General features: G+C 68.3%; 24 protein-coding genes and 5 tRNA genes. 10 read left to right on the top strand and 19 right to left on the bottom strand.

Annotated features, from left to right (window positions below; all coding sequences use genetic code 11):
• The 10 genes from VFZ09_RS46090 to VFZ09_RS46045 form a co-directional block, all read right to left on the bottom strand.
• A partial coding sequence (locus tag VFZ09_RS46090; RefSeq protein WP_329734166.1) for a GTP-binding protein occupies nucleotides 1–162 on the bottom strand: 162 nt, incomplete at its 3' end.
• A gap of 17 nt (nucleotides 163–179) precedes the next feature.
• Nucleotides 180–255, bottom strand: a tRNA-Thr gene (locus VFZ09_RS46085).
• Between the two features lie 21 nt (nucleotides 256–276).
• Nucleotides 277–352, bottom strand: a tRNA-Gly gene (locus VFZ09_RS46080).
• Nucleotides 353–360: 8 nt separating this feature from the next.
• Nucleotides 361–444: transfer RNA gene (locus VFZ09_RS46075), tRNA-Tyr, on the bottom strand.
• Nucleotides 445–526: 82 nt separating this feature from the next.
• Nucleotides 527–599, bottom strand: a tRNA-Thr gene (locus VFZ09_RS46070).
• Between the two features lie 129 nt (nucleotides 600–728).
• Nucleotides 729–1,586 carry a 23S rRNA (guanosine(2251)-2'-O)-methyltransferase RlmB gene (gene rlmB / locus VFZ09_RS46065; RefSeq protein ID WP_329734208.1) on the bottom strand — a complete coding sequence of 286 codons (858 nt, stop codon included), beginning with the start codon at nucleotides 1,584–1,586 and terminating at the stop codon, nucleotides 729–731.
• Nucleotides 1,587–1,592: 6 nt separating this feature from the next.
• Nucleotides 1,593–2,045 carry a hypothetical protein gene (locus VFZ09_RS46060; protein WP_329734207.1) on the bottom strand — a complete coding sequence of 151 codons (453 nt, stop codon included), beginning with the start codon at nucleotides 2,043–2,045 and terminating at the stop codon, nucleotides 1,593–1,595.
• A 71-nt stretch (nucleotides 2,046–2,116) separates the two neighbouring features.
• Nucleotides 2,117–3,079: a RimK family alpha-L-glutamate ligase gene (locus VFZ09_RS46055; protein ID WP_329734206.1), complete on the bottom strand. Its 963-nt coding sequence runs from the start codon at nucleotides 3,077–3,079 to the stop codon at nucleotides 2,117–2,119.
• 65 nt (nucleotides 3,080–3,144) lie between these two features.
• Entirely contained in the window at nucleotides 3,145–4,470 is a 1,326-nt protein-coding gene (cglB, locus tag VFZ09_RS46050) for an adventurous gliding motility lipoprotein CglB (RefSeq protein WP_329734205.1), read from the bottom strand.
• A 126-nt stretch (nucleotides 4,471–4,596) separates the two neighbouring features.
• Nucleotides 4,597–5,052 (bottom strand): hypothetical protein, encoded by a 456-nt coding sequence (locus VFZ09_RS46045; RefSeq protein WP_329734204.1) that lies wholly within the window; start codon nucleotides 5,050–5,052, stop codon nucleotides 4,597–4,599.
• A gap of 56 nt (nucleotides 5,053–5,108) precedes the next feature.
• Here VFZ09_RS46045 and VFZ09_RS46040 point away from each other — a divergent pair, with 56 nt between their 5' ends.
• The 4 genes from VFZ09_RS46040 (at nucleotide 5,109) to hrpB (ending at nucleotide 10,402) form a co-directional block, all read left to right on the top strand.
• Complete coding sequence (locus VFZ09_RS46040) at nucleotides 5,109–5,756, top strand: HEAT repeat domain-containing protein (RefSeq protein ID WP_329734203.1); 648 nt, start codon at nucleotides 5,109–5,111, stop codon at nucleotides 5,754–5,756.
• A 222-nt stretch (nucleotides 5,757–5,978) separates the two neighbouring features.
• Entirely contained in the window at nucleotides 5,979–6,683 is a 705-nt protein-coding gene (locus VFZ09_RS46035) for an HAD family hydrolase (protein ID WP_329734209.1), read from the top strand.
• 72 nt (nucleotides 6,684–6,755) lie between these two features.
• Nucleotides 6,756–7,799 carry a hypothetical protein gene (locus VFZ09_RS46030; protein ID WP_329734202.1) on the top strand — a complete coding sequence of 348 codons (1,044 nt, stop codon included), beginning with the start codon at nucleotides 6,756–6,758 and terminating at the stop codon, nucleotides 7,797–7,799.
• Between the two features lie 38 nt (nucleotides 7,800–7,837).
• Entirely contained in the window at nucleotides 7,838–10,402 is a 2,565-nt protein-coding gene (gene hrpB / locus VFZ09_RS46025) for an ATP-dependent helicase HrpB (protein ID WP_329734201.1), read from the top strand.
• A 160-nt stretch (nucleotides 10,403–10,562) separates the two neighbouring features.
• On the opposite strand, the gene VFZ09_RS46020 is transcribed toward hrpB, so the two are convergent.
• Complete coding sequence (locus tag VFZ09_RS46020) at nucleotides 10,563–11,039, bottom strand: GNAT family N-acetyltransferase (protein ID WP_329734200.1); 477 nt, start codon at nucleotides 11,037–11,039, stop codon at nucleotides 10,563–10,565.
• Between the two features lie 81 nt (nucleotides 11,040–11,120).
• Here VFZ09_RS46020 and VFZ09_RS46015 point away from each other — a divergent pair, with 81 nt between their 5' ends.
• The 3 genes from VFZ09_RS46015 (at nucleotide 11,121) to VFZ09_RS46005 (ending at nucleotide 14,284) form a co-directional block, all read left to right on the top strand.
• On the top strand, nucleotides 11,121–12,284 hold the full coding sequence (locus VFZ09_RS46015; RefSeq protein WP_329734199.1) for an MFS transporter: 1,164 nt from the start codon (nucleotides 11,121–11,123) through the stop codon (nucleotides 12,282–12,284).
• 13 nt (nucleotides 12,285–12,297) lie between these two features.
• On the top strand, nucleotides 12,298–13,368 hold the full coding sequence (locus tag VFZ09_RS46010; protein WP_329734198.1) for a hypothetical protein: 1,071 nt from the start codon (nucleotides 12,298–12,300) through the stop codon (nucleotides 13,366–13,368).
• A gap of 151 nt (nucleotides 13,369–13,519) precedes the next feature.
• Nucleotides 13,520–14,284 carry a hypothetical protein gene (locus VFZ09_RS46005; protein WP_329734197.1) on the top strand — a complete coding sequence of 255 codons (765 nt, stop codon included), beginning with the start codon at nucleotides 13,520–13,522 and terminating at the stop codon, nucleotides 14,282–14,284.
• A 72-nt stretch (nucleotides 14,285–14,356) separates the two neighbouring features.
• On the opposite strand, the gene fdxA is transcribed toward VFZ09_RS46005, so the two are convergent.
• The 4 genes from fdxA to VFZ09_RS45985 form a co-directional block, all read right to left on the bottom strand.
• Nucleotides 14,357–14,692 carry a ferredoxin FdxA gene (gene fdxA, locus VFZ09_RS46000; protein WP_329734196.1) on the bottom strand — a complete coding sequence of 112 codons (336 nt, stop codon included), beginning with the start codon at nucleotides 14,690–14,692 and terminating at the stop codon, nucleotides 14,357–14,359.
• 98 nt (nucleotides 14,693–14,790) lie between these two features.
• Complete coding sequence (gene asd / locus VFZ09_RS45995) at nucleotides 14,791–15,879, bottom strand: aspartate-semialdehyde dehydrogenase (RefSeq protein ID WP_329734195.1); 1,089 nt, start codon at nucleotides 15,877–15,879, stop codon at nucleotides 14,791–14,793.
• A gap of 106 nt (nucleotides 15,880–15,985) precedes the next feature.
• Complete coding sequence (locus VFZ09_RS45990; protein WP_329734194.1) at nucleotides 15,986–16,327, bottom strand: rhodanese-like domain-containing protein; 342 nt, start codon at nucleotides 16,325–16,327, stop codon at nucleotides 15,986–15,988.
• 109 nt (nucleotides 16,328–16,436) lie between these two features.
• On the bottom strand, nucleotides 16,437–17,591 hold the full coding sequence (locus VFZ09_RS45985; protein ID WP_329734193.1) for an acyl-CoA dehydrogenase family protein: 1,155 nt from the start codon (nucleotides 17,589–17,591) through the stop codon (nucleotides 16,437–16,439).
• 130 nt (nucleotides 17,592–17,721) lie between these two features.
• On the opposite strand from VFZ09_RS45985, the gene VFZ09_RS45980 reads away from it, so the two are divergent.
• The 3 genes from VFZ09_RS45980 to VFZ09_RS45970 all read left to right on the top strand — a co-directional run bounded on the left by VFZ09_RS45980 (nucleotide 17,722) and on the right by VFZ09_RS45970 (nucleotide 20,125).
• A tRNA-Cys gene (locus VFZ09_RS45980) sits at nucleotides 17,722–17,793 on the top strand.
• A gap of 15 nt (nucleotides 17,794–17,808) precedes the next feature.
• Nucleotides 17,809–19,437: a M20/M25/M40 family metallo-hydrolase gene (locus VFZ09_RS45975; RefSeq protein WP_329734192.1), complete on the top strand. Its 1,629-nt coding sequence runs from the start codon at nucleotides 17,809–17,811 to the stop codon at nucleotides 19,435–19,437.
• 82 nt (nucleotides 19,438–19,519) lie between these two features.
• Complete coding sequence (locus VFZ09_RS45970; RefSeq protein ID WP_329734191.1) at nucleotides 19,520–20,125, top strand: Uma2 family endonuclease; 606 nt, start codon at nucleotides 19,520–19,522, stop codon at nucleotides 20,123–20,125.
• Between the two features lie 501 nt (nucleotides 20,126–20,626).
• On the opposite strand, the gene VFZ09_RS45965 is transcribed toward VFZ09_RS45970, so the two are convergent.
• The 4 genes from VFZ09_RS45965 to VFZ09_RS45950 all read right to left on the bottom strand — a co-directional run.
• Nucleotides 20,627–21,631, bottom strand: a complete 1,005-nt coding sequence (locus VFZ09_RS45965) for an SBBP repeat-containing protein (protein WP_329734190.1) — start codon at nucleotides 21,629–21,631, stop codon at nucleotides 20,627–20,629.
• Nucleotides 21,632–22,483: 852 nt separating this feature from the next.
• Nucleotides 22,484–23,140, bottom strand: coding sequence for a hypothetical protein (locus VFZ09_RS45960; protein ID WP_329734189.1), 657 nt, complete (start codon nucleotides 23,138–23,140; stop codon nucleotides 22,484–22,486).
• A 17-nt stretch (nucleotides 23,141–23,157) separates the two neighbouring features.
• On the bottom strand, nucleotides 23,158–24,513 hold the full coding sequence (locus tag VFZ09_RS45955) for a hypothetical protein (protein WP_329734188.1): 1,356 nt from the start codon (nucleotides 24,511–24,513) through the stop codon (nucleotides 23,158–23,160).
• A 526-nt stretch (nucleotides 24,514–25,039) separates the two neighbouring features.
• A partial coding sequence (locus VFZ09_RS45950) for an ISAzo13-like element transposase-related protein (protein WP_414640810.1) occupies nucleotides 25,040–25,291 on the bottom strand: 252 nt, incomplete at its 5' end.

The following is a 25,291-nucleotide window of genomic DNA, read 5'->3' as shown; positions in this document are numbered from 1 at the left end:
GGGGGCCTTGTCGATCTGGTCGTACGCGAGGAACGTCGCGCCGCCCGTCTTCGCCAGCACCTTGGTGATGGCCGCCGTCAGGGACGTCTTGCCGTGGTCAACGTGGCCGATGGTGCCGATGTTGACGTGCGGCAAGCTTCTGTCGAACTTTTCCTTGGACATAACGCTCCTCGAAAAAATGGAGCCCCGAACCAGGATTGAACTGGTGACCTCATCCTTACCAAGGATGCGCTCTGCCAACTGAGCTATCGGGGCTTGTATCTGCGACTACAACACTGGAGCGGGAAATGGGACTCGAACCCACGACATTCAGCTTGGAAGGCTGACGCTCTACCAACTGAGCTATTCCCGCGATTGCGATGGAGGGAGTTGGATTCGAACCAACGAAGGCGTAGAGCCGGCAGATTTACAGTCTGCTCCCTTTGGCCGCTTGGGTATCCCTCCGCAACGCTGTCCTCAACTACCGCGAAACCACTGTTCTTCCTACTGCTTTTTTGCCCCGGGCCCTCATCCGCGGCCCCGTGCTGGCCGGCGGCGGGATTTGAACCCGCGACCTACTGATTACAAATCAGGTGCTCTACCAGCTGAGCTACACCGGCATCCATCACTCCGGCTGCTTCCCCAACTCGCCCGTCCCACCGACCGGGAACCGCCAACCGCCCGTCCCGTCGAGGCGCGCCCTTTTAGAAGTCCCCGCCCCCCAAGTCAAGCGGTTTGATCCGAAGGGTTCAACTTCCGGCACCGGGACGCGACGTCCCCCGTTGCCGGGCGGCCTCATATAGCAGAATCGCCGCCGAAACGGACGCATTCAGGGAACCGACCTGACCGAGCATCGGAATCCCGAGCCGGAAGTCACAGTGCTCCAGCACTCCCTGGCGCACGCCTGCTCCCTCGGCCCCCACCACCAGGGCCAATGGCCCGTCCAGCCGGGCGCTCCACAGAGGCTGGTTCGAGTGGGGGTCCGCCGCGGCGATCCACACCCCGGCCTCCTTCAGCTCCTCCAGGGCCCGGGACAGGTTGACCACCCGCGCGATGGGACAATGCTCCACCGCTCCCGCCGAGGCCTTGGCCACCACGCCCGTCACCGGCACCGCCCGGTCCTTGGCGATGACCACCCCGTGCGCCCCCATCGCGTGCGCCGAACGGATGATCGCCCCGAAGTTGTGCGGATCCTGGATGCCGTCCAACACCACCAGCAACGCGGGACGTCCGCTCTTCTCGGCCGCCTCCAGCAAATCCTCCAGCTCCGCGTATTCGAAGCCCCGGAGCTCGGCCACCACGCCCTGGTGCACACCGCCATCGGCCATCGCCGCCAGACGCTCCCGGGGCACCCGCTCCACCCGGATGCCCGCGTCCCTCGCGCGGCTGAAGATCTCCGCCGCCGCCTTCGCGGCGAGCTGCCCCTCCGTCACGAAGAGGCGCTCCACCCGCTCCGCGTGTGCTCGCAACGACTCGAGCACCGGGTTCACCCCGTAGACGTAGCGCTGCTCGCTCCGCTCCGCGCCGCGTTCGCGACCCCCTCCCCTCTCCCCGCGCTGCTCCCCACGCTCCCCGCGCTCACTGCCCCTGGACGATCGCTGGCGCACCACGGACTAGAGGACCTCGACGGGCAGGGAGAACGTCTTCTGCTGACGGGCGCACAGCTGCTCCGAGCAGATGAAGAACGTCAGCTTCGCCTCCAGCGTGCCCTTGCCGGCCGCCGTGGCCTTGAACGGCACCTCGAAGCGGGGATCCACGAACTGCTGCCCCTGGGCCTTCTTCGCCACCGAGTCCTTCAGCGCCAGCTTCTCCTGCGCGGGCGACAGCTGCGCGCCGCCCTTCAGCTCCAGCTTCAGCGGCGCCTCGTCGGAGACGTGGGCCCCCGCCTTGCTCTTGATGGACAGCACGAACACGCCCTGCTCCCCCGCCTTCACCTTGGTGGAGGTGCCCTCCGTGCTCACCTCATAGAGGGTGGCCGGATCCACCTGCCCCTCGGCGTGGACCTGGGTGCTGGCAATGGCCACCAGCGCGGCGGCCAGGGAGGTGATGCGTCGCAAGTGCAGCATGGTTCGTCTCCTCACGGAAAAGCGGGGGCACCCTATCACCGACCCTCCGACGTCCGGGGACCTCTTTCTGTTCACGCCTCGCCCACGGAGGCCTTGGGCGTCCGCTTGCGCCGGGACGGCGCACCCGGCTCCGGCTCCGGCAACCCCACCCTCGGACTCCCGGCCGCCAGTTGCTCGGCGCGCTCGATGATGATGCCGGCCAGGTCCAACCCCGTGGCCGCCTCCATCTCCGGGATCGCCGGCGAGCTGTTCACCTCGAACACCTTGGGGTGCCCCTCCTGCACGTCCAGCAGGTCCACCGCCGCCACCTCCAACCCCACCAGCGTCGCCGTCCGCTCCGCCGCCTTCCGCTGGGACTCCGTCAGCTCGATGCGCTCCAGCCGGGCTCCCCGGTTGAGCGTGTAGGACAGCCGGCCCACCCTCGGACGGCGCCGCACCGCCGCCACCGCCCGGCCTCCCACCACCACCACCCGCACGTCCTGCCCCTTGTTCTGCACGTACTGCTGGACGACCAGGTTGTGCCCCAACCCGAGGATGGCCTCGAGCGCCGCCTCCAGGGACTGGAGGCTCTCGCACACCATCACCCCGTGCTTCTCCTGGCCCTGCAGCAGCTTCACCAGCACCGGCACGCCGCCCACCAGGCCCACCATCGCCTTGAGGTCCGCGGCGTCACGCGCCATCACCGTCGCCGGAATGTCGATGCCGTGCGCCGACAACAGCTGCAACGAGCGCATCTTGTTGCGCGACTCGGCGATGGCCCGCGCCGTGTTCACCAGCGGAACCCCGCACATGGCGAACTGGTTCACCACCGCCAGACCGTAGTTGCTGATGGACTGCGCGATGCGCGGGATGACCACGTCGCACGGGGAGAGCTTGCGCCGCCGGTAGTAGAGGTTGGCGCGCCGCCCATCCAGGTGCATCTCCACCCGGACCGGGTTGAGCACGCGCACCTGGTGCCCTCTGGCGCGCCCGGCCTCGACCAGACGCTTGGTGGATGAAATGGAGGCGGAGCGCGAGAGGATGGTGATCTTCATGGGCGGCCAGGGCGGGCGCCGGAGACATAGCCCCGGCACCTCACCACGTAAAGCCGCCCCGAAGGCTACCGCTTCTGAACGGCACGAACCTCGATCTTCACCGGGTTGGCCGACGTGGAGGCCTTGATGCGCTCACACGTGGAGCCCGTGAAGGAGATGCTCTTGTCCCCATTGAGGGTCCAGGTGTCCGCGCCCGGAGAGAGGCGATCGCCGTTGACGTACACCACCACCAGCTCCTGCGAGGAGGGCTCCTGGCCAGCGGCGAAGGTCAACAGGCAGGGGTCATCCAGCTGGATGGTCTCGCTGATCTTCCGCAGCGCCGCCGCCAGCTCGTCCGCGTTGCCCGCCTGGTAGAAACGGCGATTGCACAGGCCCCGGGACATGTCGCACGTGTCACCCGTGCCGCAGTCCGAATTCACCGTGCAGGTACGCGAGAAGCCACCCTCCTGGGCCATGGCGTTGAGCACGTCCGGGCCCGTTCCGCTGGCCAGCTCCGCGCCAAAGCCGATGACGATGGTCTTGATGTTCGCGTCCTTCAGCGCCTTCACCGCCGACACCGAGCCATCCTTGTCCAGGCAGCCCAGCTTGTCGTACGGATCGTACGAGCACAGGGACGTCCCGCTCAGGGTGCCCAGCGTGCAGCTGCAGCTCGCGTTCGGATAGGGGGTCGGGAACTTCGAGTTGCAGTTGGGAAGGCCGTCCGTCAGCAGCAGCACGAAGTTGGAGCGCGCATCCGTCTTCAGCTCCGGCAGCGTGAGCATGTACTGGAGGCTGTCATTGGTGGGCGTACCACCCTCCGGCTTCTGCACCCCCGCGGTGGACGAGGAGTTCTTGATGGCCAGCAGCTTGCCGTTCACTTCCGCGGCCTTGTCCTTGAGCGTGGCATCGTCATCCGACTCCGTGGTCGGCAGCGCGACGGTGACTCCGGCAGTCCCCCCGCACTTGTAGACCTTGTCCGCCGACAGGTCCGGGTAGGTAGCCAGGCCGATGCGTGCAATGGAGCCGCTGGTGGTGAGGAAGGTATCCATCGCCTTCTGCAGCGACGTCCACCGCGTGGGGCACCTGCCCGGCAACGCGCCGCCCGTGTCGCACGGGAAGGCCTCGCTCACGCCGCAGATCTCTCCGCTGGACGTGCCACCCTTCCGGCACACGTACACCCCCGACGAGTCCCGAAGATTCTCGTTCACCGGCAGCGTCATCGAACCCGACGTGTCCACCAGCATCATCAGGTTCGGCTTGGCATTCCGTGCCCGGATGTCACGCGTCTCCGTCGTCTGCGAGATGGCCAGTGGCTCCACCGGCTCGAAGTCATACGTCTGGCAACCGGTGGCGAGAACACCACCGACCGTGCCCAACACGAGGGCCCTCAGGAGAGTCAGCTTGGCGCGCATAAGATTGAAAGTCGCTCCTCGGAATCACGCGCGGGATCCCCCCGCGCTCACCAGGGTCCGGCCCCGAAAGCGTGCCGACAATACCCTCTCCCGCGCGCCCTCGGCCAGCAGCAATCCAGCGCCTCCCTAGAGAGCAAGGGTGCGTGCACCTGCCGTCAGTCTCCACAACGACGCCAGTCCCATCACCTCATCCAGCGTCCCTTTCAGCTCTTCCGGCGCGTATCCACAGATTCTTACCGTGGTGTCGCACGCCACCAGCTTCGCCCCCAACGCCCGCGCCTCCTCGAGCATCCTCGCCGGCACCGGAACCCCCAGCCCCTCCGCCCTCGCACTCTCCGACAACTCCTTCTCCGTGTGCGGCAGCCCGAAGCTGCCCCTCACCAACGCCCTCAAGGCGTCGAAGGCGAAGACGAAGTACACCTCGTCCCCCATCGCCGCCGCGGTGATTCCCATCGAGGCGGCCTGGAACGCAGGCTCATACGTGGCGTGCTGCAGGAAGAAGAACACTCGGCCGGCCATCAGGCGCGCGACAATACAAGAATCCACTTTCAGCAAAAGGCACTCGGGGTGCGTCGAATCCACCCGCGCCTCCGGCCTATAAACGGGCTCCGTTGATGTCCATACGAGGGAGCTCCCCCATGCCCTTCTCCCCACAGCCCATCCCGGCTCGCACCACCTCGCACCGCCGTCCGTGGTCCGCGTCTCTCGCGTCCACCTGTGCGCTCGCCACACTGCTCCTGACGGGCTCCTCGCACCTCGGCGCGGCCTCCGCCGCCCTGATGCCTCCCTCCGCTCCCAGCGCTCCCCAGCCCCACGGCACGCTGCATGAGGAGATCCTCCGTCTGCTCGACAGTTCCGAGGCGCTCCCTCGTGAGGCCGACTGGGCCCGGCTCGGTCCCGACGTCCTCTCCGAGCTCCTCGGGCTCGCCAGCAACCCCAAGGCCCCCGAGCCCCAGCGCTCCCGCGCCATCGCCGCCATGGCCGTCGTCGCCCACCCCGAGGCCGCTCTGCGCCTCCAGGAGTTGCTGCGCAGCACCGCTCAGCCTTCCTCCGTCCGCGCCGCAGCGACGCTCGCGCTCGGCCGCCGAGCCGGGCTCGAGGCCGTTCCCGTTCTGACTCCCCTCCTCGCCGACCCCAACGAGCAGGTGCGCGCGACCGCCGCGCGGACTCTTGGGCGTGTGGGTGGGGCCGAGGTGCGCAAGGCTCTGGAGGAACGGCTTCCCGTCGAGGAGAGTCTCGCCGTTCGCGAAGCCATCCAGCAGGGGTTGAGTTACGTCGAGCCGTAGTGGCTTCGAGGCTGGCGCAGACCCTCACCCCAGCCCTCTCCCAGAGGGAGAGGGGGCTTACACGGGCCTCAACCCGGGGTCCTCGGCACCCTCACCCCCGACCCCTCTCCCGGGGGGCGAGGGAGAGGAGGGCGGCGAGGGAGAGGCGGGGCACGGTTTGGAATGGGGCTCTCCTGGTGGGCTGGCAGGGAGACGCTCGCATCGGGCCCGGCCTTCCGTTACATGGGGGCCATGCGCCCCACCGTGCTCCTCTTCGATATCGATGGCACCCTCGTCACCACCGGCGGTGCCGGCCGCCGCTCCATGGCGCTCGCCTTCCAGGCCCTCCACGGCCGCCTCGATGCCTGTGACTCCTTCAGCATGTCCGGCATGACCGACCGCGCCATCGTCCGCAAGGGGCTCGACTTCATCGGCGCCCACCCCTCCCCCGACGCCATCTCCGCCGTCATCGACTCCTACCTCCATCACCTCGCCCAGGAGGTCCCCCTCGTCGACGAGCGCGACTACCGCGTCTACCCCGGCATGCGCGAGGCCGTCGACGCCGCCCTCTCCCGCTCCGGCTTCGCCGTCGGCCTCGGCACCGGCAACGTCCGCCAGGGCGCTCGCATCAAGCTCGAGCGCGTCCGCATCCACGACCGCTTCTCCTTCGGCGGCTTCGGCTGCGATCACGAGGACCGCGTCGAGCTCATCCGCCATGGCGCCCAGTCCGGTGCCAACCTCCTCGGCGCCCCCCTCCAGGAATGCCGCGTCGTCGTCATCGGCGATACCCCCAAGGACGTCGCCGCCGCCAAGGGCATCGGCGCCACCTGCATCGGCGTCGGCACCGGGAACTTCTCCCCCGAGGCCCTCCTCTCCTGCGGCGCCGACTACGCCTTCCCCGACTTCTCGGCCCGCGAAGCGCTCGCCGCCCTGCTCGACGGCCGCTGAGCCCAGCCCCCCTCCCTCCCTCGCGGTGTGGTATCTCCCCCCGCCCCGCCCGGTCCCGAGGAGCCCCTCCCCATGTCGCTGTCCACCCTCGAAGCCTACGATCTCGTCCGTTTCGCCGAGGCCATCGACTCGCGCCTCGCCGCCGCCGATGAGCTGCTCGCGGGCCGCCCGGGTCTGGAACGCGAGAAGGAGTGGCTCTCCACCGCCATCCAGATCGTCCGCGCCGAGCGCGCCCCCGCCCCCGCCCTCCTCGAAAAGGTCCGCGACCTCCCCGAGCTCGAGGAGGTCCGCGAGGAGTTCGCCTTCAACCTCCAGAACCTCTGGGTCGACTCGCTCGAGAAGCTCCACGCCGGCATCACCTTCTGCGCCAGCAGCCGCTCCCCCGTCATCGAGGCCCTCTTCCCCCACCTCAAGTTCCCCCAGCTCCGCCGCGCCTCCCGCGAGGTCAGCCAGGAGTTCGCCGCCAGCTACGAGCGCCGCCTCAAGTCCTCCTACGTCTCCCGCATCCTCGCCCGCGACGACTTCTCCTTCGTCCGCCCCGTGCTCGACCAGGTCGCCACCGCCTACGCCACCTGGCAGGCCTGCTTCGCCCCCGTCCAGCTCCCCCACGAGCAGGCCGCTCCCCTTCGCGCCGAGCTCATCGCCCTCGGCAAGAAGCTCGACGTCGCCCTCCGCCAGGCCCGCTGCCTCGCCGAGGCCTCCCTCGCCCCCATCCCCGATGCCTTCGAGAACTCCGGCCTCGCCGCCAAGCCGCGCAAGCGCGCCGCCCGCGGGCTGCCGTTCATCGACCCCGCCGACATGGGTGCCGCCGAGGCCAATGTCTCCGAGGGCGAGGCCACCGAGGCCGTTCCCCTCGAGACCGACTCCGCCGAGCCCAGTGCCGCCGAGTTGGCCGAGCTCGCCGCCCTCTCCGGTGCCGCTCCCGCCGAGCCCGAGTCCCCGGTAGCTCCCGACGCTCCGCCCGAGGCGCCTCCCGCTCCCGAGGCCGTTGCCGCTCCCGAGGCCCCTCCCGCTCCCGAACCCACTCCCGCTCCCCCGGCCGCCGAGCCCGCCAAGGCCCCCTCCAAGCGCGGCCGCAAGAAGAACGACCCCAAGTCCACCTCGGAGTCGGCCTGAAAGCCGTGGCCCCGGGCCACCGTTAGGAGGAATCGGCCATGGCCGACGTCGCCCTTCCCATCGATCCCCTCCTGCCCGAGATCGTCGCCACCCTGCGCGGCGCGAACTCGCTCGTGCTCGAGGCCCCTCCCGGCGCCGGCAAGACGACCCGCGTCCCCCGCTCCCTCCTCGAGGCCGGCCTCGGCCAGGGCAAGGAGATCGTCGTCCTCCAGCCCCGCCGCCTCCCCACCCGCCTCGCCGCCCAACGCGTCTCCGAGGAGATCGGCGAGCGCGTCGGCGAGACCGTCGGCTACCAGGTCCGCTTCGAGGACGTCCGCGGCCCGAAAACCCGGCTCTCCTTCGTCACCGAGGGCGTCCTCGGCCGCCGCCTCCTCTCCGATCCCACCCTCCGCGACGTCGGCGTCGTCGTGCTCGATGAGTTCCACGAGCGCCACCTCTCCGCCGATATCTCGCTCGCCCTCCTGCGCCGCCTCCAGCAGGGCCCCCGCCCCGACCTCAAGCTCGTGGTCATGTCCGCCACCCTCGAGGCCGCCCCCATCAGCGCCTACCTCGGCAACTGCCCCACCCTCCGCTCCGAGGGCCGCCGCTTCGACGTCAGCCTCGAGTACCTCCCCACCGCCGATGACCGCTACCTCGATGCCCAGGTCCTCTCCGGCATCAAGCGGCTCCACGCCAACGGGCTCGACGGCGATGTGCTCGTGTTCCTCCCCGGCGCCGGTGAGATCCGCCGCGCCATGGACACCTGCTCCGAGTTCGCCGGCCGTCACGGCATCGACCTGCTCCCCCTCCACGGCGACCTGCCCCCCGCCGAGCAGGACCGCGCCGTGCGCCGCAGCTCGCGCCGGAAGATCATCCTCTCCACCAACGTCGCGGAAACCTCCGTCACCATCGACGGGGTCGCCGCCGTCATCGACTCCGGCCTCGCCCGCGTCGCCTCCCACTCGCCCTGGTCCGGCCTGCCCATCCTCAAGCTCTCCAAGGTGAGCCGCGCCTCCGCTACCCAGCGCGCCGGCCGCGCCGGCCGTACCCGCTCCGGTCACTGTCTCCGCCTCTACACCCAGCACGACTTCGACGGCCGCCCCGATCAGGACGCCCCCGAAATCCGCCGCATGGACCTGGCAGAGACCGTCCTCTCCCTGCGCGCCGCCGGCATCACCGACCTCGTCTCCTTCCCCTTCTTCGAGCCCCCTCCCGCCGCCTCCCTCGAGGCCGCCGAGAGCCTCCTGCGCCGCCTCGGCGCCGTGGCCCCCGATGGGTCCGTTACGCCCATCGGCCAGCGGCTCCTCCGTTTCCCCCTCCACCCCCGCCAGGCCCGCATCATCGTCGAGGGCGAGAAGCGCGGTGTTGGTGCCGACGCGGCCCTCCTCGCCGCCCTCGTCGGTGAGCGCGACATCCGCCGCGAGGCCCGTACCAACCTCTCCGGCCCCGGCCGCGCCGCCAATGTCGTCGCCGGGCCCTCGGATCTGCTGGAGCTGCTCGAGCGCTTCCGCGAGGCCGAGCGCTTCAACTTCTCCTCCGGCCGCGTCCAGTCGCTCTCCCTCGAGCACGGCGCCGTGCAGGCCGTGGACCGCGTCCAGCGTCAGCTCCGGCGCGCCGTCCGCGATCAGGGGCAGCGCCCCTCCCGCCCCGAGGACGTGGAACAGGCCCTGATGCTCAGCGCGCTCGCCGGCTACCCCGACCGCGTCGCCCGCCGCCGCAAGCCCCGCTCCCCCGAGCTCCTCCTCTTCGGCGGCGGCACCGCCCAGCTCTCCGACGTCAGCGTCGTCCAGGAGCCCGAACTCATGATCGCCGTCGACGCCGAGGAGCGTCCCGGCCGCGGCGTCATCATCCGCATCGCCAGCGCCGTCGAGCCCGAGTGGCTCCTCGACCTGTACCCCGATGCCCTGGAAGAGGTCGACGCCCTCCAGTGGAACCCCTCCTCCAAGCGCGTCGAGCGCATCACCCGTCTGTCCTACGGGAATCTCGTCCTCGAGGAGACCCGGACCCCCGCTCCTCCCTCCGAGGCGGCCGCCCGCGTCCTCGTGGAACAGGCCCTCGCCGCCGGCCCCGGCCGCTTCGCCGACCCCGAGGCCCTGCTTCAGTGGCGCACCCGCGTCGCCCTGCTCGCCCAGGCCTTCCCCGAGGCCGGTTTCCCCACCGTCGACGAGGCCTTCATGCGTGACTCGCTGGCGTCCCTGTGCGCCGGGGCTCGCAGCTTCGCCGACCTCGAGGGGGTTTCGTTGCTCGATGCCCTGTATTCACGGCTGACCTCGGAACAGGCCCGGCTCCTGTCCAACCACGCCCCCGAGAAGGTCTCCCTCCCCGGCGGGCGCACCGCCAAGGTCCATTACGAGCCCGGCAAGCCTCCTTGGGTCGAGTCGCGGCTTCAGGACTTCTTCGGCATGGCCCAGGGGCCTAGTGTGTGTGCCGGGAGGGTTCCGCTCGTGCTCCACCTGCTCGCTCCCAACATGCGCGCCGTGCAGGTCACCACCGACCTCGCCGGGTTCTGGGAACGGCATTACCCGTCCCTCCGCAAGGAGCTGTGCCGGAAGTATCCGAAGCACAGCTGGCCCGAGGATCCGCGTCATGCGCAGACTCCGGCCGAACGGGGACGGCGGATTTGATGCGCTGACCCTCACCCCAACCCTCTCCCAGAGGGAGAGGGGGCGTGACTCGGGCTCAACCTGGGATCCGAGATACCCTCACCCCGTCCCTCTCCCGGAGGGCGAGGGGATATTGACGGGGTGTTTGTTTCTGGGGCGCTCTGTGCGCTCGGGCGCTCGGCTACAGCTTCTTGCGCATCTCCAGGTGGTCGATGCCCGCTTCCTTGAACACCTCTCCCAGCGGCTCGTACCCCTGCTTCTTGTAGAACTCCAGCGCGTACAGCTGCGAGTGCAACAGGATGCCCGTCACTCCCCGCCGGCGCGCCTCGTCCTCCAGCGTCGTCAGCAGCATCGCTCCCACTCGCGCCTTCCGGTGCGACTTCAGCACCGCCATGCGCCCGATCTGCCCCCACGTCCCCGTCTCTCCGGACGGCGGCTCGGGCAACATCACCAGACGCCCCGTCCCGATCGCGTGCCCACCCTGGAACGCCAGCACGTGGTACGCCTTCGCGTCCTCGGCATCCCGCTCGATGCCCTCCGGGACGTGCTGCTCCTCGATGAACACCACCTCGCGGATCGCGAGCGCCTGAAACAACTCAGCCTCATTCTTGATCTGCGCAATCGTGACGGGCGGCTGGGGGGTCTCCGGGTTCGACATGGCGCCAGCCACCGTACACAAATCCCGGCGGGGCAAACAGACGAAAAGGCACCCCAACGTGCTAAGCGCCCCCCCGACTCGATGCTCCCCTCCCAGGCCTCCGGACGCCTCCCCCTCATCGGCTTCTACGCCCTCTACTTCTCCATCACCGGCATCGTCCTGCCCTTCCTCCCCGCCTACCTGAAATCCCTTACCCTCTCCGTCTCCCAGGTCGGCCTCCTCCTCTCCCTCAGCCCCCTCCTCGCCCTCGCCGCTCCCCACTTCTGGGGCCACCTCGCCGATCGCTCCGGCCGCCCCAACCTCGTCCTCTCCGTCGTCTGCGCCGGCGCCTGCCTGGGCTTCATCCCCCTCCTCTTCGTCGACCGCTTCCCCACCCTCGTCGCCTCCCTCGCCGCCTACGCCTTCTTCGCCTCCTCCATCACCCCCCTCATCGACAGCCTCGCCCTCCAACACATCGCCCGGACCGGCGGCTCCTACTCCCACCTGCGCCTCTTCGGCTCGCTCGGCTTCGTGCTCTCCTCCACCGCCTTCGGCCTCGCCGTGGACTCCGTGGGCCGCGCCACCGTGCTCGCCGCCTTCTCCCTCCTGGCCACCCTCACCCTCTGGAGCTTCACCCTCCGTGACTCCAGCGGCCCCTCCGCCCACGTCCCCGTCCACCCCCTCGCCGGGCTCCAGCTCCTCGCCGACAGGGAGCTGCGCTGGCTGCTCGCCGCCTGCGCCCTCCATTGGATCGCCTGCGCCCCCTACCACGGCACCTTCTCCATCTTCGTCGGCTCGCTCGGCCTGCCTCCCTCCGTGGTGGGCACCGCCATGGGGCTCGGGGTCTCCGCCGAGGTGCTCGTGATGCTCCTCTACCCCCGCGTGGCCGATCGCATCTCCCCCCGAGATCTCCTGGTGCTCGCCTTCACCTCCAGTGCCCTGCGCTGGGCCGGGCTCTCCCTCACCACCTCCCGGGGCGTCATCGCCGCCCTCTCCCTCCTCCACGGCCTGTCCTTCGGCGCCTTCTACGTGGCCAGCATCGCCTTCGTCGTCCGCCGCGTCCCCCCTCACCTGCGCGCCTCCGGCCAGGGCCTCTTCGCCGCCATCACCTTCGGGCTGGGGGGGCTCGTCGGCTACTCCTCCGCCGGGGCCGGCTACGACTGGCTCGGGGGGCACCGCCTCTTCGCCGTCGCCGCCGTCCTCGAGCTGCTCGCCGCCGCGCTCATCCTCCGCATTCCGTCCCGGGAGCCCCGCCTCCCGGCGTGATAGCCTGCGCCCGATGCGATCCGCGCTCCTCGCACTCGTCCTCTGCCTCTCGTCCCTCCCCGCCGCCGCCCAACCGGAGGTCTTCTTCGGCTCCGGCAACGACGTGCCCAACCTCAAGGAGGAGGACTTCGACCGCCGCTTCCTCAGGACCGGCGTCTACCAGGCCCTCAACCAGGGAACGAACGATCCCCACTGTGCCCAGCTCCTCGGCGGGCTGCTCACGCTCCTCGGAGAGACCGCGCCCCTGCTGCACAAGCGCGACGAGAACTTCTTCCTGGATCCCCTGCTCGTCCAGGCGCTCAACACCCAGCTGAGCACCCCGCGCTTCCAGGCCAACGCGTACCTGGTGGCCATGGTGCGCCGCGTGCTGATCGACCGGAAGCTGCCCCCCAACTGGTTCCAGACCGCCGCCGCCCTCGGGCCCGTGGTGCTCACCATCGACGTGGGCAAGCTGCGCTTCCTCTCCGAGGGCCTCCAGCCCATCGACAGCTTCTTCCTCACCCTGCCCGCCCTGCGCGATCGCTATGAGATCGAGGTCCGCCGCGCCAACGCCACCGCCGCCCGCTCCGCCGAGAAGATGTTCCGCGAGAGCTACCTCGACCGGCAGGTGGCCTTCGGCGGCCTCGAGCTGATCGACCTGGACATCGAGAAGCCCAAGAAGAAGAAGCCCGCGAAGAAGCGCAAGGGCCAGCCCGTCGTCGAGGAGGAGCCCGAGGTCCCCGTGGCCGTGGCGAAGCTGGTCTGGTACCCGACCCCCGCGGAGGACAACGAGATCAACCCCTTCGGCACGCCGAAGAAGCGCCCCACCGTCAACATCACCGCGAAGCTCGCGCCCCAGCAGTACCTGGACCTGAGCCGCATCCCCAAGGGCACCCAGTTGATGGTGCGCGGGCGCTTCTGGGGCTTCAAGAAGGCGGTGGACGAGCTGGAGCTGCGCGACGGGCTCATCTTCCAGGACCGCAACTGGTCCCAGGGCAACCTGCTGGCCGATCCCAACGCCGTGGCCCGCTGCCCCCTGGCCGTCAACGAGCTGATGGGCGCGTCCCCCGTGCAGTCGGGCGCCTTCGGCCAGCCGAGCCGGTAGCACCCCCAGAGCCGGCTCCCACGGAGGTGGGCGTCCCGCCGGTGGGCTCCCCGTCCACGGCCCGGGAGTCCACCCCCGCGTCCCTCCGTCGAGCACCCCCTGGCACGGGCCGTGCTCCCCCTCGGGTTCCACCCAGCACCGCGAGGGACCCATGAAGGTCGACGGACACTCGGAGACAGCACCGGCACGGCCGGCCTCGGACAAGGGACGTTTCCAGGAAGCGCTGAAGAAGGCCCCGCCGGAGACGGCGAAGACCCCCCTCCAGGGACAGGCCACCCGGAGCCTCGTCACCGCGCCACGGGGAACCACCGGAGCCCTGGCCGCCACCGCGCTGGCGCGGACCCCCCAACGAGGCGCCTTCGCCAGTGCCGAGCACCTGGGCCAGGTCCGCCAGGGCCTGAGCGCCGAGGCCCACCGGCTCCGGGACGTGCGCGGAGACGCCCACCAGACCCACCAGGAGCGGGTACAGCAGCGCGTGACCGACCTCATCGCGAGGGAGCTCGCCCGGGAGCCACGCGCCGAGCCGGTGCCTCCCCGCTCCCCACCCACCTCGCCGGGCGCCGAGCCCCAGGCCTCGCTCCCTCCCGTGGAGGCCCTCTCCGCCACGGACGGTGCCCGGCCCGGAGGCACCGGGGGAGCGGCACCCGTGGAGCCCTCGAACCCCGAGGTCCGCGTGCAGGCGGCCCTGGAGCTCATCGAGCAGATCGAGGTGTTCGTGAAGTCGCAGCGGCCCGCGCTGGCGATGCGCCTGGGGGGCTCCCTGGACGCCACCGTGGAGGTGGAGCGCACGGGCGAGCGCGAGGTGTCCCTGCGCATCCAGGGGCGCCGCGGACGCCTGCCCCAGAAGGACCTGGCGCGCATCCGCGAGGAGCTGACGGCTCGCGGGCTGAAGCTCCGTGCCCTGCTGGCGTCCTGAGCCGGCCTCCGGGCACGAAAAAGGCCCTGCCGCCTGTGGGCGGAGGGCCTCGGACACCTGGGCGCGGCGGGACTACTTGCCGGGCTTCTCCAGGAGCTGGCTGCGCTTGCCCTTCTTGTCCTTGAACTCCTCGGCCTCGGGCAGGGGCGCCTTCTTCTCCGCGATGTTCGGCCACTGGGTGGCGAACTTCGCGTTCAGCTCCTTGTACTCCTTGTACTCGGCGGGCAGATCCGACTCGGGGAAGATCGCCTTGGTCGGGCACACCGGCTCACACGCACCGCAATCGATGCACTCGTCCGGGTGGATGACCAGGAAGTTGGCGCCCTCGTAGAAGCAGTTGACCGGGCAGACCTCGACACAGTCGGTGTACTTGCACTTGATGCAAGGCTCGGTGACCACGTAAGCCATTGAAATATCTCCTCTTGGACTGAGTCCGTGCGCGCGCGCACAGTACATGGGTTGGGACGGGGGGGGCACTCCCTAAATGCAGTACCCCTGAAGCCTACTCACCCCAGGATCCCCTGGGCACGCATCAGTTCGGCTACCAGGATCGCTCCCCTGGCCGCTCCCATCTTCGTGTTGTGGGACACGAGCAGGTACTTGAAGCCGTTCTCCAGCACGCCGTCCTCGCGCACCCGGCCCACCGTGGTGGCCATGCCGCCGTGCGTGTCCCGGTCCAGCCTCGGCTGCGGGCGGAACGGATCCTCCAGCACCTCGATCCACCGCGGCGGCGCGGACGGGAGATTCCGGGACACCTCGGCGCCCCGCCACTCGCGCATCGCCTGCACCACCTCCGCCACCGAGGCCTTGCTCGCCAGGGAGACGAACACGGACTCGGTGTGACCCTCCATCACCGCCACGCGGGTGCAGGTGCACGACACCCGCACCTCGTGCGAGGTGAGGGCGGCCCCCGCGGCGTCCAGCGTGCCGAGGATCTTCTTGGTCTCCACCTGGACCTTCTCCTCCTCCTTGGGGATGAAGGGGATGACGTTGTCCAGGATGTCCAGGCCGATGACGCCGGGCGAGCGGCCCGCGCCGGACATGGCCTGCATGGACGTCATCAGCACCGACTTGATGCCGAAGCGCTCGGCCAGCGGGGCCAGGGTGATGGCCATGCCGGTGGTGGTGCAGTTGGGGATGGGGACGATGTAACCCTTCCAGCCGCGGCGCTTCTGCTGCTCGCGCACCAGCCGGGCATGGTCGGCGTTCACCGGGGGGATGAGCAGCGGCACGTCCGCCTCGTAGCGGAAGGCGCTGGCCGCGGAGAACACGGGGATGTCCCGCGCCAGCCGGGGCTCCATCTCCTTGGCCACGTCCGACTCCACCGCCGAGAAGGCGATGTCGTAGTCCTTCGCCTGGACCTCCTCGCCGCTCACCACCTTCATCTTCGCGATCGACTCGGGCAGCGCCTCGGGGACGAACCACGCGGTCATCCCGTTGGAGGCTTTGAGCGCGTCGGCGTACGCCTTGCCCGCCGAGCGCGGCGAGGCCGCCAGTCCGGTGAGCTCGATGCCGGGGTGATCCTTCAGCGCGGCGATGAACTGCTGGCCGGCGAGTCCAGTGGCGCCAATGAGGACAGCGCGAAGCTTGGCCATGGTGTCGGAGACTCCCTTTCTCGTGGGGGTCGAGGGATGCCGGGTCCTTTACACCCTTTGGCGCCGGACCGCTACGCACCGCGGCGAGAGCTGTACCCGCCCGGGCTCAGCACAACCCGCTGGCCGAGGCCCCCGACAGATGGCTCTCGGTGGGCAGCCCGTGGGTGATCCACCCCTGGAGGCCCCCGTCCAGACACACCGCGGTGAGCCCCCGGTGGTTGAGCAGGCGGCAGGCGCGGCGCGCGTCCGAACCGTCCGGCGAACACCCACACACCACGATCAGCTCGTCGTCGGGGAGGATCGCCGCGTCCTGTAGAATCTCCTCGAAGGGCATCCACAGGGCGCCGGGGATATGCAGGCCGTAGCGATCCCAATCCTCGGGATCACGGCAGTCGAGCACGAGCACTTCCTCGTCTCCGAGCCGGACATAGAGCTCGGTACAAGGCATACGGGGATCCACCACCCGGACCTCCTGCTGCGGTGTCTGTCCCGCAGAACGAGGAGCCCCCCGATTCCCTTCCCGGCGGCATGCCCGCCCGCCCCCTCCCCGCGGCCGGCTAGAGACCGAGCTGCCTGGCGATGATCTCGTTCATGATCTCACTGGTGCCCCCACCGATGGGGCCCAGGCGCGCGTCCCGCCAGTGGCGCTGGATGTCGTACTCCATCATGTAGCCAGCGCCGCCGTGGAGCTGGAGGCACGCATCCGCCACCCGGCAGGCGGTCTCGGTGGCCACCTTCTTGGCCATGGACGTCTGGGCGATGGCGTACTCGCCCCCCACGTGCAGACGCAGCGCGTGGTAGGTGAGCTGGCGCGCGGCCTCGAAGTCGGTGGCCAGCTCGGCGATCCGGTGCCGCACCACCTGGAACTCGTGGAGCGCGTGACCGAAGGCCCGCCGGTCCCTCACGTGGGCCATCACCACTTCCAGCATCTCCTCCATGGCCCCGAGCGCCCCCAGGGCGAGCGACAGGCGCTCCCACTGGAAGTTGCCCATGATCTGATAGAAGCCCTGCCCCTCCACGCCCCCGAGCAGGTTGGCCGCGGGCACCCGGCAGTCCTCGAAGAAGAGCTCGCCGGTGTCCGAGGCGCGCCACCCGAGCTTCTTGAGCTTGCGCCCCACGGAGAAACCGGGCGTGCCCTTCTCCACCACCAGCAGGGCCAGGCCCTTGTGCCCGGCGTCCGGGTTCGTCTTCACCGCCAGCACCACGAAGTCCGCCCGGACGCCATTGGTGATGTAGGTCTTCGAGCCGTTGACGACGTAGTGGTCCCCGTCGCGGCGGGCGGTGGTGAGCAGGCCGGCCACGTCCGAGCCGCCATGGGGCTCGGTGATGCCGAGCGCGCCGATCTTCTCCCCCCGGATGGCCGGGGCGAGGAAGCGCTGCTTCTGGTCCTCGGTGCCGAACTTGTGGAGGGGGCCGGTGGCGATGGTGTGCTGGGCCCCGAGGCCGGCGGCGACCCCGCCCGAGCCGCAGCGCCCCATCTCCTCGAGCAGCACCGCCTCGTAGAGCTCCCCGGCGTTGGAGCCCCCATAGGCCTCCGGGTACTTGAGACCGAGGAAGCCCAGCTCGCCGAAACGGGTGAAGAGCTCCCGGGGGAACTCCTCCCGCTCCTCCCACTGGGAGGCGAAGGGCTTCAGCTCCTTCTCCACCACCGCCCGCACCGTGCGGCGGAAGGCCTCGTGCTCCTCCTGGTACAGCCCGTAACCCTGCAGCATGATGGACGTTCCTCCGGTGGCTGGCGGGACCGCTCGCCCGGGATGCTACCGGACACGGATGTGCATGCCCCCCTCTCTCCTGTCTTGACCCGGCTGTTTCGGGTTCATATAAGGCGTACACGCTTCTCGCGGCGCCATAGCCAAGTGGTAAGGCAAAGGTCTGCAAAACCTTCATTCCCCGGTTCGAATCCGGGTGGCGCCTCACAGCAAGGGCCCGATGTGGACTCCGGTTCACATCGGGCCTTCGTATTTCTGGAGTCTGGCAGGATGGCGGCCCCCCTCTTCCTGGAGCCCCCGCCTGAGCACCGTCTCCTCCCGCCGGCTGCTGTCCTCCCTCCTGTCCCTGTCCCTTCTCGGCTCACCGGCCCTGGCGGCCGAGCCGTCCAAGCCCCCGGCGAAGGCGCCGGATGCCTCGCGGGCAGAGGCGGCGCGGCTGGTCGCCTCGTTCCTCGGGGACACGCCGCTGATGAGCGATCTGCAGTCCCTGGTGGACGAGGTGGGCGGGAGGGCCACGGGCTCGCCGTCGAACCTGCGCTCCGTGGAGTGGGCGCTCGCGCGCTTCCGTGAGGCGGGCGTCGACGCGCGCAAGGAGTCCTTCCAGATGCCGGGCCTGTGGCTGGAGCGCTCGGCGTCCGCCACCGTGCGCGGCAAGGGGCTGGAGTTCTCGCCCCGCATCGCGGCCATGCCCTTCTCCACCGCCACGCCCAAAGGCGGACTGACGGCGCCGCTGCTCGACGCGGGCCGGGGCACGGAGAAGGAGCTCAAGGCGCTCGGGGAGAAGGCGAAGGGCGCGTTCCTGCTCGTGGACACCACGGAGCTGAAGAACGTGGACGACCTGTTCCGCGAGTACGCCGAGGCCGCGGAGATTGAACAGCAGGCGTTCGCGGCGGGTGTCGCGGGCGTGGTGTACATGGGCTCGAGGCCCAACAACCTGCTCTACCGGCACAACGTGTCGGTGGGCATGCGCAACACGCGGCCCATGATGGTCATGGAGCGGGACGGAGCGCTGCGCGCCCAGCGCCTGCTGCGCACGGGCAAGGCGCTGACGCTCACGGCCGAGCTGGAGCTCCAGACCGGGCCGGCCTACGAGAGCTACAACGTCATCGGGGAGATCCGCGGCAGCACGCGCCCGGACGAGGTGGTGGTGCTCGGCGCGCACCTGGACTCGTGGGACCTGGGCACGGGGGCGCTGGACAACGGGGCCAACGTGGTGGCGCTCATCGACGTGGCGCGGCAGATGAAGCGCCTGGGGCTCAAGCCCGCGCGCACCATCCGCTTCGCGCTGTGGAACGGCGAGGAGCAGGGCATGTACGGCTCGGAGGGCTACGTGAAGGCGCACGAGGCCGAGCTGGACAAGCACGTGATGGCGTCCTCGTTCGACATCGGCTGCGGACGCATCAACGGCTTCTTCACGGGCGGACGCCCCGAGCTGCCGCCCCTGGTGGACCAGGCGCTCGAGCCGGTGAAGGGTCTGGGCCCGTTCACGCAGGTGGACGCACCGATCGTGGGCACGGACAACTTCGACTTCATGCTGCACGGCGTGCCCAACCTGGTGGCCAACCAGGAGCCGGCGCTCTACGGCCCGAACTACCACGCGCGCTCGGACGAGCTGGACAAGTGCGATCCACAGCAGCTGCGGCTCAACACGGCCATCGTGGGAGCACTGGCGTACGGCTTCGCGCAGATGGACGCGAAGCTGCCGCGACAGTCACGCGTGCAGGTGGAGGAGCTGGTCCGCACCACGGACCTGGGCCAGCAGATGAAGAGCTTCAACATGCTGGAGGACTGGACGTCCGGGAAACGCGGACAGAAGGGCAGCACCTCCGCGGGCCCAGCGAAGCGCTGACGTGTTCCGTGGCCGTCGGGGCGATGGCACCTCGACGGCTCCGGGATTGCACGGGGCGGGGGGCATGATGAAATCTTCACGCATGGCCCCCAGTCGTCCTCCCGATCCACCGTCCACCGAGCGGAACTCCCCGTCCGTCGAGGCGGCCTTCCAGGCAGTGCCCCCGGAGATGGTGGCGGAAATCCTGAACGGCGAGCTGCACGTCAGCCCTCGCCCGGCCCGGCCGCATACCAACACGTGGACACGCCTGAGCACTCTCCTGGCGATGCCTTTCTTGTTCGGAACAGGAGGCCCAGGCGGGTGGGTCATCCTCTTCGAGCCTGAATTGCACCTCGGCCCCCGGCCAGACAAGCTCGTGCCGGACATCGCCGGATGGAGGCGCGAACGCCTGCCCGGAGCCATCGGAGGAGACGATGCCCCGGCGCACTACGACCTCGCTCCGGACTGGGTGTGCGAAGTGCTCTCCAAGAGCACGCGGCGCATCGACAAGATCCAGAAGATGCGCATCTACGCCCGGGAGGGCGTGCGGAACGTGTGGCACGTGGACCCGGTGGCCCAGACGCTCGAGATCTTCCGGCTCGAGGGGAGCCACTGGCTGCTCGTCGATTCCGTCGCCGGAGACGAGCGGGTGCGCGCCGAGCCCTTCGAGTCCTTCGAGCTCGATCTGGCGCTCATCTGGGCCGAGTAGGAGTGCTCGTCCGGAAGGGATTCGTCTGCTCGCCAGGGCGCCCGAGTGTACGGGGCATCTTGGGTACGGCCGCTCTTACCGTCGACTGCGGACGGCAGTGGGCACGCGGCGGGACTCTACGAGAGAGGCCACGCTGCTTCGCGCACTCGGTCGCCCGAGAATTGCTACCTTAGGACCGTTATGGTTGGCGTGTCGGACCCGTACGGCCGGACATCCCTGGCGAACAGACGAATCAATCACCGCGCATTCAGACGCGCATGGTGTTCCTGACGCGTGAGCCGCGCGCTGCCTGACAATGGCACCGGTGAGCCTCAACGGAGTTGTCGCCAGAAGCTGGCTCACGCGCGCTTCCTACTCGGCGAGCTCGATCCGCACCTTCAGCGGACCGGGCTCCCTCAGGGCCTCGACGCCACCCACGGCAGGTGCGAGCCTGACCCCGGCGCGAGCGCCACCCCAGGACGCAGGGTGTTGAGGCTTCCGCCGCCACAGCCCCGACTCTTTTCAAGGGCCGTTGAACCTCGTCACGAATGCATCCGATGACCCGGCGTCCGCGTAGACGTTCGTCGGGAAGTTGGTCGACCAGGTCGTGCCCGTGACGAAGACGGTGCCGGACGCGTTCACCGCGATGGACGAGACATGATCCGAGGAGTTCCCACCCAGCAACGTCGAATAGGTGTACGCGTTACCCGTTGGGCTCAGCTGGACCACGAAGGCACTCCCGTAGTCGCCGGGGGCGAGGACGGTCTGGTAGGCCGAGCTGGTCGTGGGGAAGTTGGTCGACTCGGTGAGTCCCGCGACGTAGGCGATGCCCGAACCACTCACCGCGATGGAATAGCCCATTTCCATGGCGCTTCCGCCAATGTAGGAAGCGTAGACGCGGCTGCCCGTTGAGTCGAACTTCGCCACGAACGCATCCAGCCAGCCACCGACCGTTGGCTGGGCCGAACCCGGAGTGGTCGGGAAACTCCCGATCGCCGTGTCATTGGGCGGCAGCGTGGTCCCCGTGACGTAGGCGTTGCCCGAGCTGTCCACGGCGATCGCGTTGGCCTGGTCTCCTCCCTGGCCTCCCAGATAGGTCGAGAAGGAGAGGGCCGTGCCCGTTGCGTTCAACTTCGCGATGAAGGCATCCCCGCCACCGCGCTGCGTGGGCTGGAATGCGTTGACCACCGGGAAGTCCCACGAGCTCGTGGCTCCCGTGATGTAGGCGTTGCCCGCCGTGTCGAGGGCGATGTCCGTGCCCTCGTCGGAGCCGGATCCACCCAACGTCACGGCATAGACGAATGCGGTGCCAGAGGGATTCAGCTTGCCGACGGCCACGTCTGGTTGGCCGGCATTGACGCTTCCGACTACGTAGGCATGGCCAGCGGAGTCGACCTGGATACCGCTGACGTCACTCCAACCCAGAGAGACGGAGTAGAGGATCGAGGTTCCCGCCGCGTTGATCTTCGTGACGGTCTCCCCCGCGGAACCCCACGACGCGACATAGGCATTCCCCGAGCCATCCACGGCGATGTCCTTGCCCTGGCCAGGGAAGTAGACTGCGCGCGTCGGCCCATCGTGATCACCAGGATCGGAGCATCGTGGTCAGCGGGCCTTTGGGCCCGAGGACTACGCTTGAGGCCGGAGGCCTCACCGCTGGCGGAGTCGGGTCAGAGCTACTGCCGCCGAGGGCGTCAATCTTCCTGTCGCCTGACACCGCCCCCCTCCCCATCACCCACGGTGGCACACCACCACCGGCGTGATGCCCATCAACCAGTTCGCTCACGCGTCCATCAACCAGCTTGCGCGTCAACACTGGGCAGGGCTGCTACGAAGGACCTTCGCGCTGGAGGTGTTGGCCTGCGTGAGGTGTGGAGGCAGGCGGCGAGTGCTGGAGTACGTGAAGGAAGCGGGAGGGGTGCGCGCGATTCTGGAGCACCTGGGCCTGCCCACGGCAGGTGCGAGGCTGGCCCCGGCGCGAGGGCCCCCCCAGGCCGCGTGGTGTTGAGGCTCAAGCCGCCCGGGCCAAGAGAGCCAGCCCCCAGCCGCGCACCCCATGGGAGCGCGGCCTGGGCAGTCGTGTACCTCAAGGGGCTGCGCGGCCTGTCCACCCGCTTGGCTCACTGCTCGGACGGCCCCTGTCAGCGGTCCTCCTCGGCACCTGCGCTCCAGCCCTCACCCTCAACATGGCCTCTATCCCGCCTATACGCCACAGGTACCTGGGGTGCACGGAGGGGCTGGCTTTCTCTGCGCGATGTGCCTGATGGATGCGGGGAGTTAGTCTGCGGGGCATGAGAACCCCTGGACTCCTCTTCCTCTATATGGCCAAGGACCCACAGAGCAGCCGGGGGGACTCCCCCGTCAACCGGGGGAGTTGAGTTACTTGATGCGCCCCCGGCGCTTGGCTCTTGAGAGCTCGGCTTCGAGCGCGAAAACCTCGGAGTCGTCGACCGCGCGGGATGTCGAGGGCTTCGAAGACGCTTCGATCAGCTTCTTTTCCAGGGCTGGAACGACCTGCGTCCGGTAGTACTCGGGGAAGGCGTCGCTATCATCCTTGAACCCCCGCTCGTTCCACCGGTAGATGACGATCTCGGTGGGCACACGCCGGGCACCCTCATACCGGTCCATGAACCGCTCGAGCACGAGTTCCTGCTTGCCGTCGCCGTCCGCATCGACGAGATGCGTCCGCAGCGACTCGATGGACCGACCGTTGTTCCTGGCTTCAGTCCAAGCGTACTGCCCCTGCTGCTGTTGCACCACGACGACATTGTTGTAGAAGCCACGGCCGCTGTAGTCGACCGTAGCCAGCAGTTCCAGGTTGGAATCTCCGTTGATGTCGGCAAAATAGGCATCACCCACCATCGGCGTGACCAGATCCGCATCAGGCAGCAGGCCCTCCAGGAGTCGTTGAACCTGGATTCGCAAATCAGGCGTAGCGTTCAAGGATTTTTGCCGACCTGTGTTCCAACTCTCCGAGGTAATCCCGGCGGCATGGGCAGTGGAGAAGGCCATCATCATAGCGGCAATCAAGGTCATACGTTTCATAGAGCCCCCTATCGAATCCGGGAACGAACGTCGTTGGCATACTGGACGCCCGCTGGGTTGTTAGCCGTGTTGATGGTCCAGTCATAGGTTCCGTTCGGGAGTTGGATGGCGCGGTAATACTGATTGTTCAGTCCGGCGGCCGCAGCAGGACCATACAGTGTCAGCGCCATGTTCTCGCGTTCAACACTGGTGAGCCTCCTGAGGCCCCGATGCGCCTGGATGATCCTGCGCTCGAGCGCCGCGGCGATTCGAAGCTTCTCGCGGAAGAGATCCGCGGCGTCCTGGGTGTTGATTTGCCAGTCCCAGGCACGCTGCACCGTAGATGGCATCTGCATCAAGCCGATGTGACTGCCGCCATCGTAACTCTCAACAGGCCAAAGGGCTTGCTTGTCGTACTTGGTGCGGACTGAGAATTGCCGGTACGTGCTCTCCTTGTCCGCGATGCCTGTCAGCAGACGCGGCGTTTCGCCCTGCCGGTAAAGCTGGACGAGCCTGTCGGTAATCTCTCTCTCGGGAATCGAGCCGCCAACGACATAGAAGTATTCAAGCGGACAGGCTGTGTCATCTTTCGTCGAAGCGGTAATCCTCGCCCGTCCTCCGCGGGACTGGTAATACAGCTTCTTCGTGGCAGTGCCGTTCGTATTGATCGAACTGACCAGACCGGGCAGACCGCGCGTTCGATCCGTGTCGTACTCCATGGAAATAGTCCACGACACCGGGCCGGTCGCGCCGCTACCGCCCGCTGTGAACGAGATGTCCGGTGAACGGGTATGGGTGTTTTCCGTCAACCCGAAGGTGCTCCCCTTGCCAGGCGACTGGATCGTCAACTCGGATGACGGGCCGATCGTGTACCTGAGATTGTCGATGGCAAAGCCGGCGGCGTCGGACGTCGCTCCTATCGTGAACGAGTGCGTCCCCTTCGGTGCGGTAAAGGTATTAATTCCTCTTCCTGGATTGCTGACCGTTCCCAACGATGCGTTGTTGATGTCCAGGAAGGTGACCTGAGTCGACCCGATTTCATCGAAGTAACCCGCTTCGAAGGCTAGCTGGGTCGTGGCCACCGCAGTCGCCGGATCAGCGGGAGAGATGAAAGTAGCGGTGATTGGCCCCTGGAACTGAGGTGTCCCTGACAGGACCGGAGCCGTCGGGTTCGCCCCGTCCCCCGAAATGAACGGATACCCCGAGCCGCTGCTGAACCGCACCCCTTTGGCCGAATACTGGGAGCTGATGGCCGTTCCTTGAGCAAACTCACTGAAGGTGATGACGAATGACTGCTCCGTGCATTGAGATTGCGCGTCGGCCGCTCCCACCGACAAGAGGGCCAGAGTCAACAAGCTGAGGCGAAGCAATGTCCGTTTATCCATGCTTTAGTCCCCGATTCGAGTCAATCAATCCAGGTCACCCGTCAACCCTGCGCAAGCTGTGGTGGGACAGAGGTTGAAGAACCCGGCTGGCGCGGAAATCGATTGGAGCGTCTAACAAAAGCCTGGCTTGGGCGATGGTCTTTCGAACGGACTGTCTTATCACTCACTTTGTCAGAGGCTCCTACTTCCTGCGCTTAACAATGCTTGACGGAAGACGAGGCGAGGGCTGCTTTGGCTGGCTCTTCCAGGGCCGAGGGCAGATGCGGTGACGAGGGCCTGAGGCAGCTTGCCCAGGTGGCCAGTCTTGGGCACCCAGTCTGCCGCTCCCTCAAGCAGGGGCGGAGCCGGGGCTGGAGGAGGAGACCCCCCTTTGCCGCGACGGTGGAGGAACCTTTGGAAGGAGCGCACACCCCGTTTGGACTGGGCCGGGCTGCTGAAAAGGACGTTCGCCCTGGATGTGTTGGCGTACTTGAGATGTGGAGGCAGGCTTAAGGCGCCGTCTGGAAATAAACTTTCCAATTGATACTTATTTCCCGTGCAAGCTCTTGGCATTTGAGCACGGATGGATGGTGTAATTCCAGTCGCCATGAAACGAGTCGCGCTCAAGACGGAGCGACTCCATTTGGGCCTCCGTTACCTCCATTTGGGCCTCCGTTACCTTGATGCCTATGGGGTAGTCTGCCGCATCGAGTGCCGCCTGGATGTGCAGTCCCTTCTCCGTCGTTGTGCTGCCAATGAGGTTGACGATGACTTCACGGCTCTCCAGCGGACGTCCGCG

The sequence above is a fragment of the Archangium sp. genome (genome assembly GCF_036277355.1).
Classification (GTDB): domain Bacteria; phylum Myxococcota; class Myxococcia; order Myxococcales; family Myxococcaceae; genus Archangium.
This window is presented reverse-complemented; position numbering and strand designations above follow the sequence as displayed.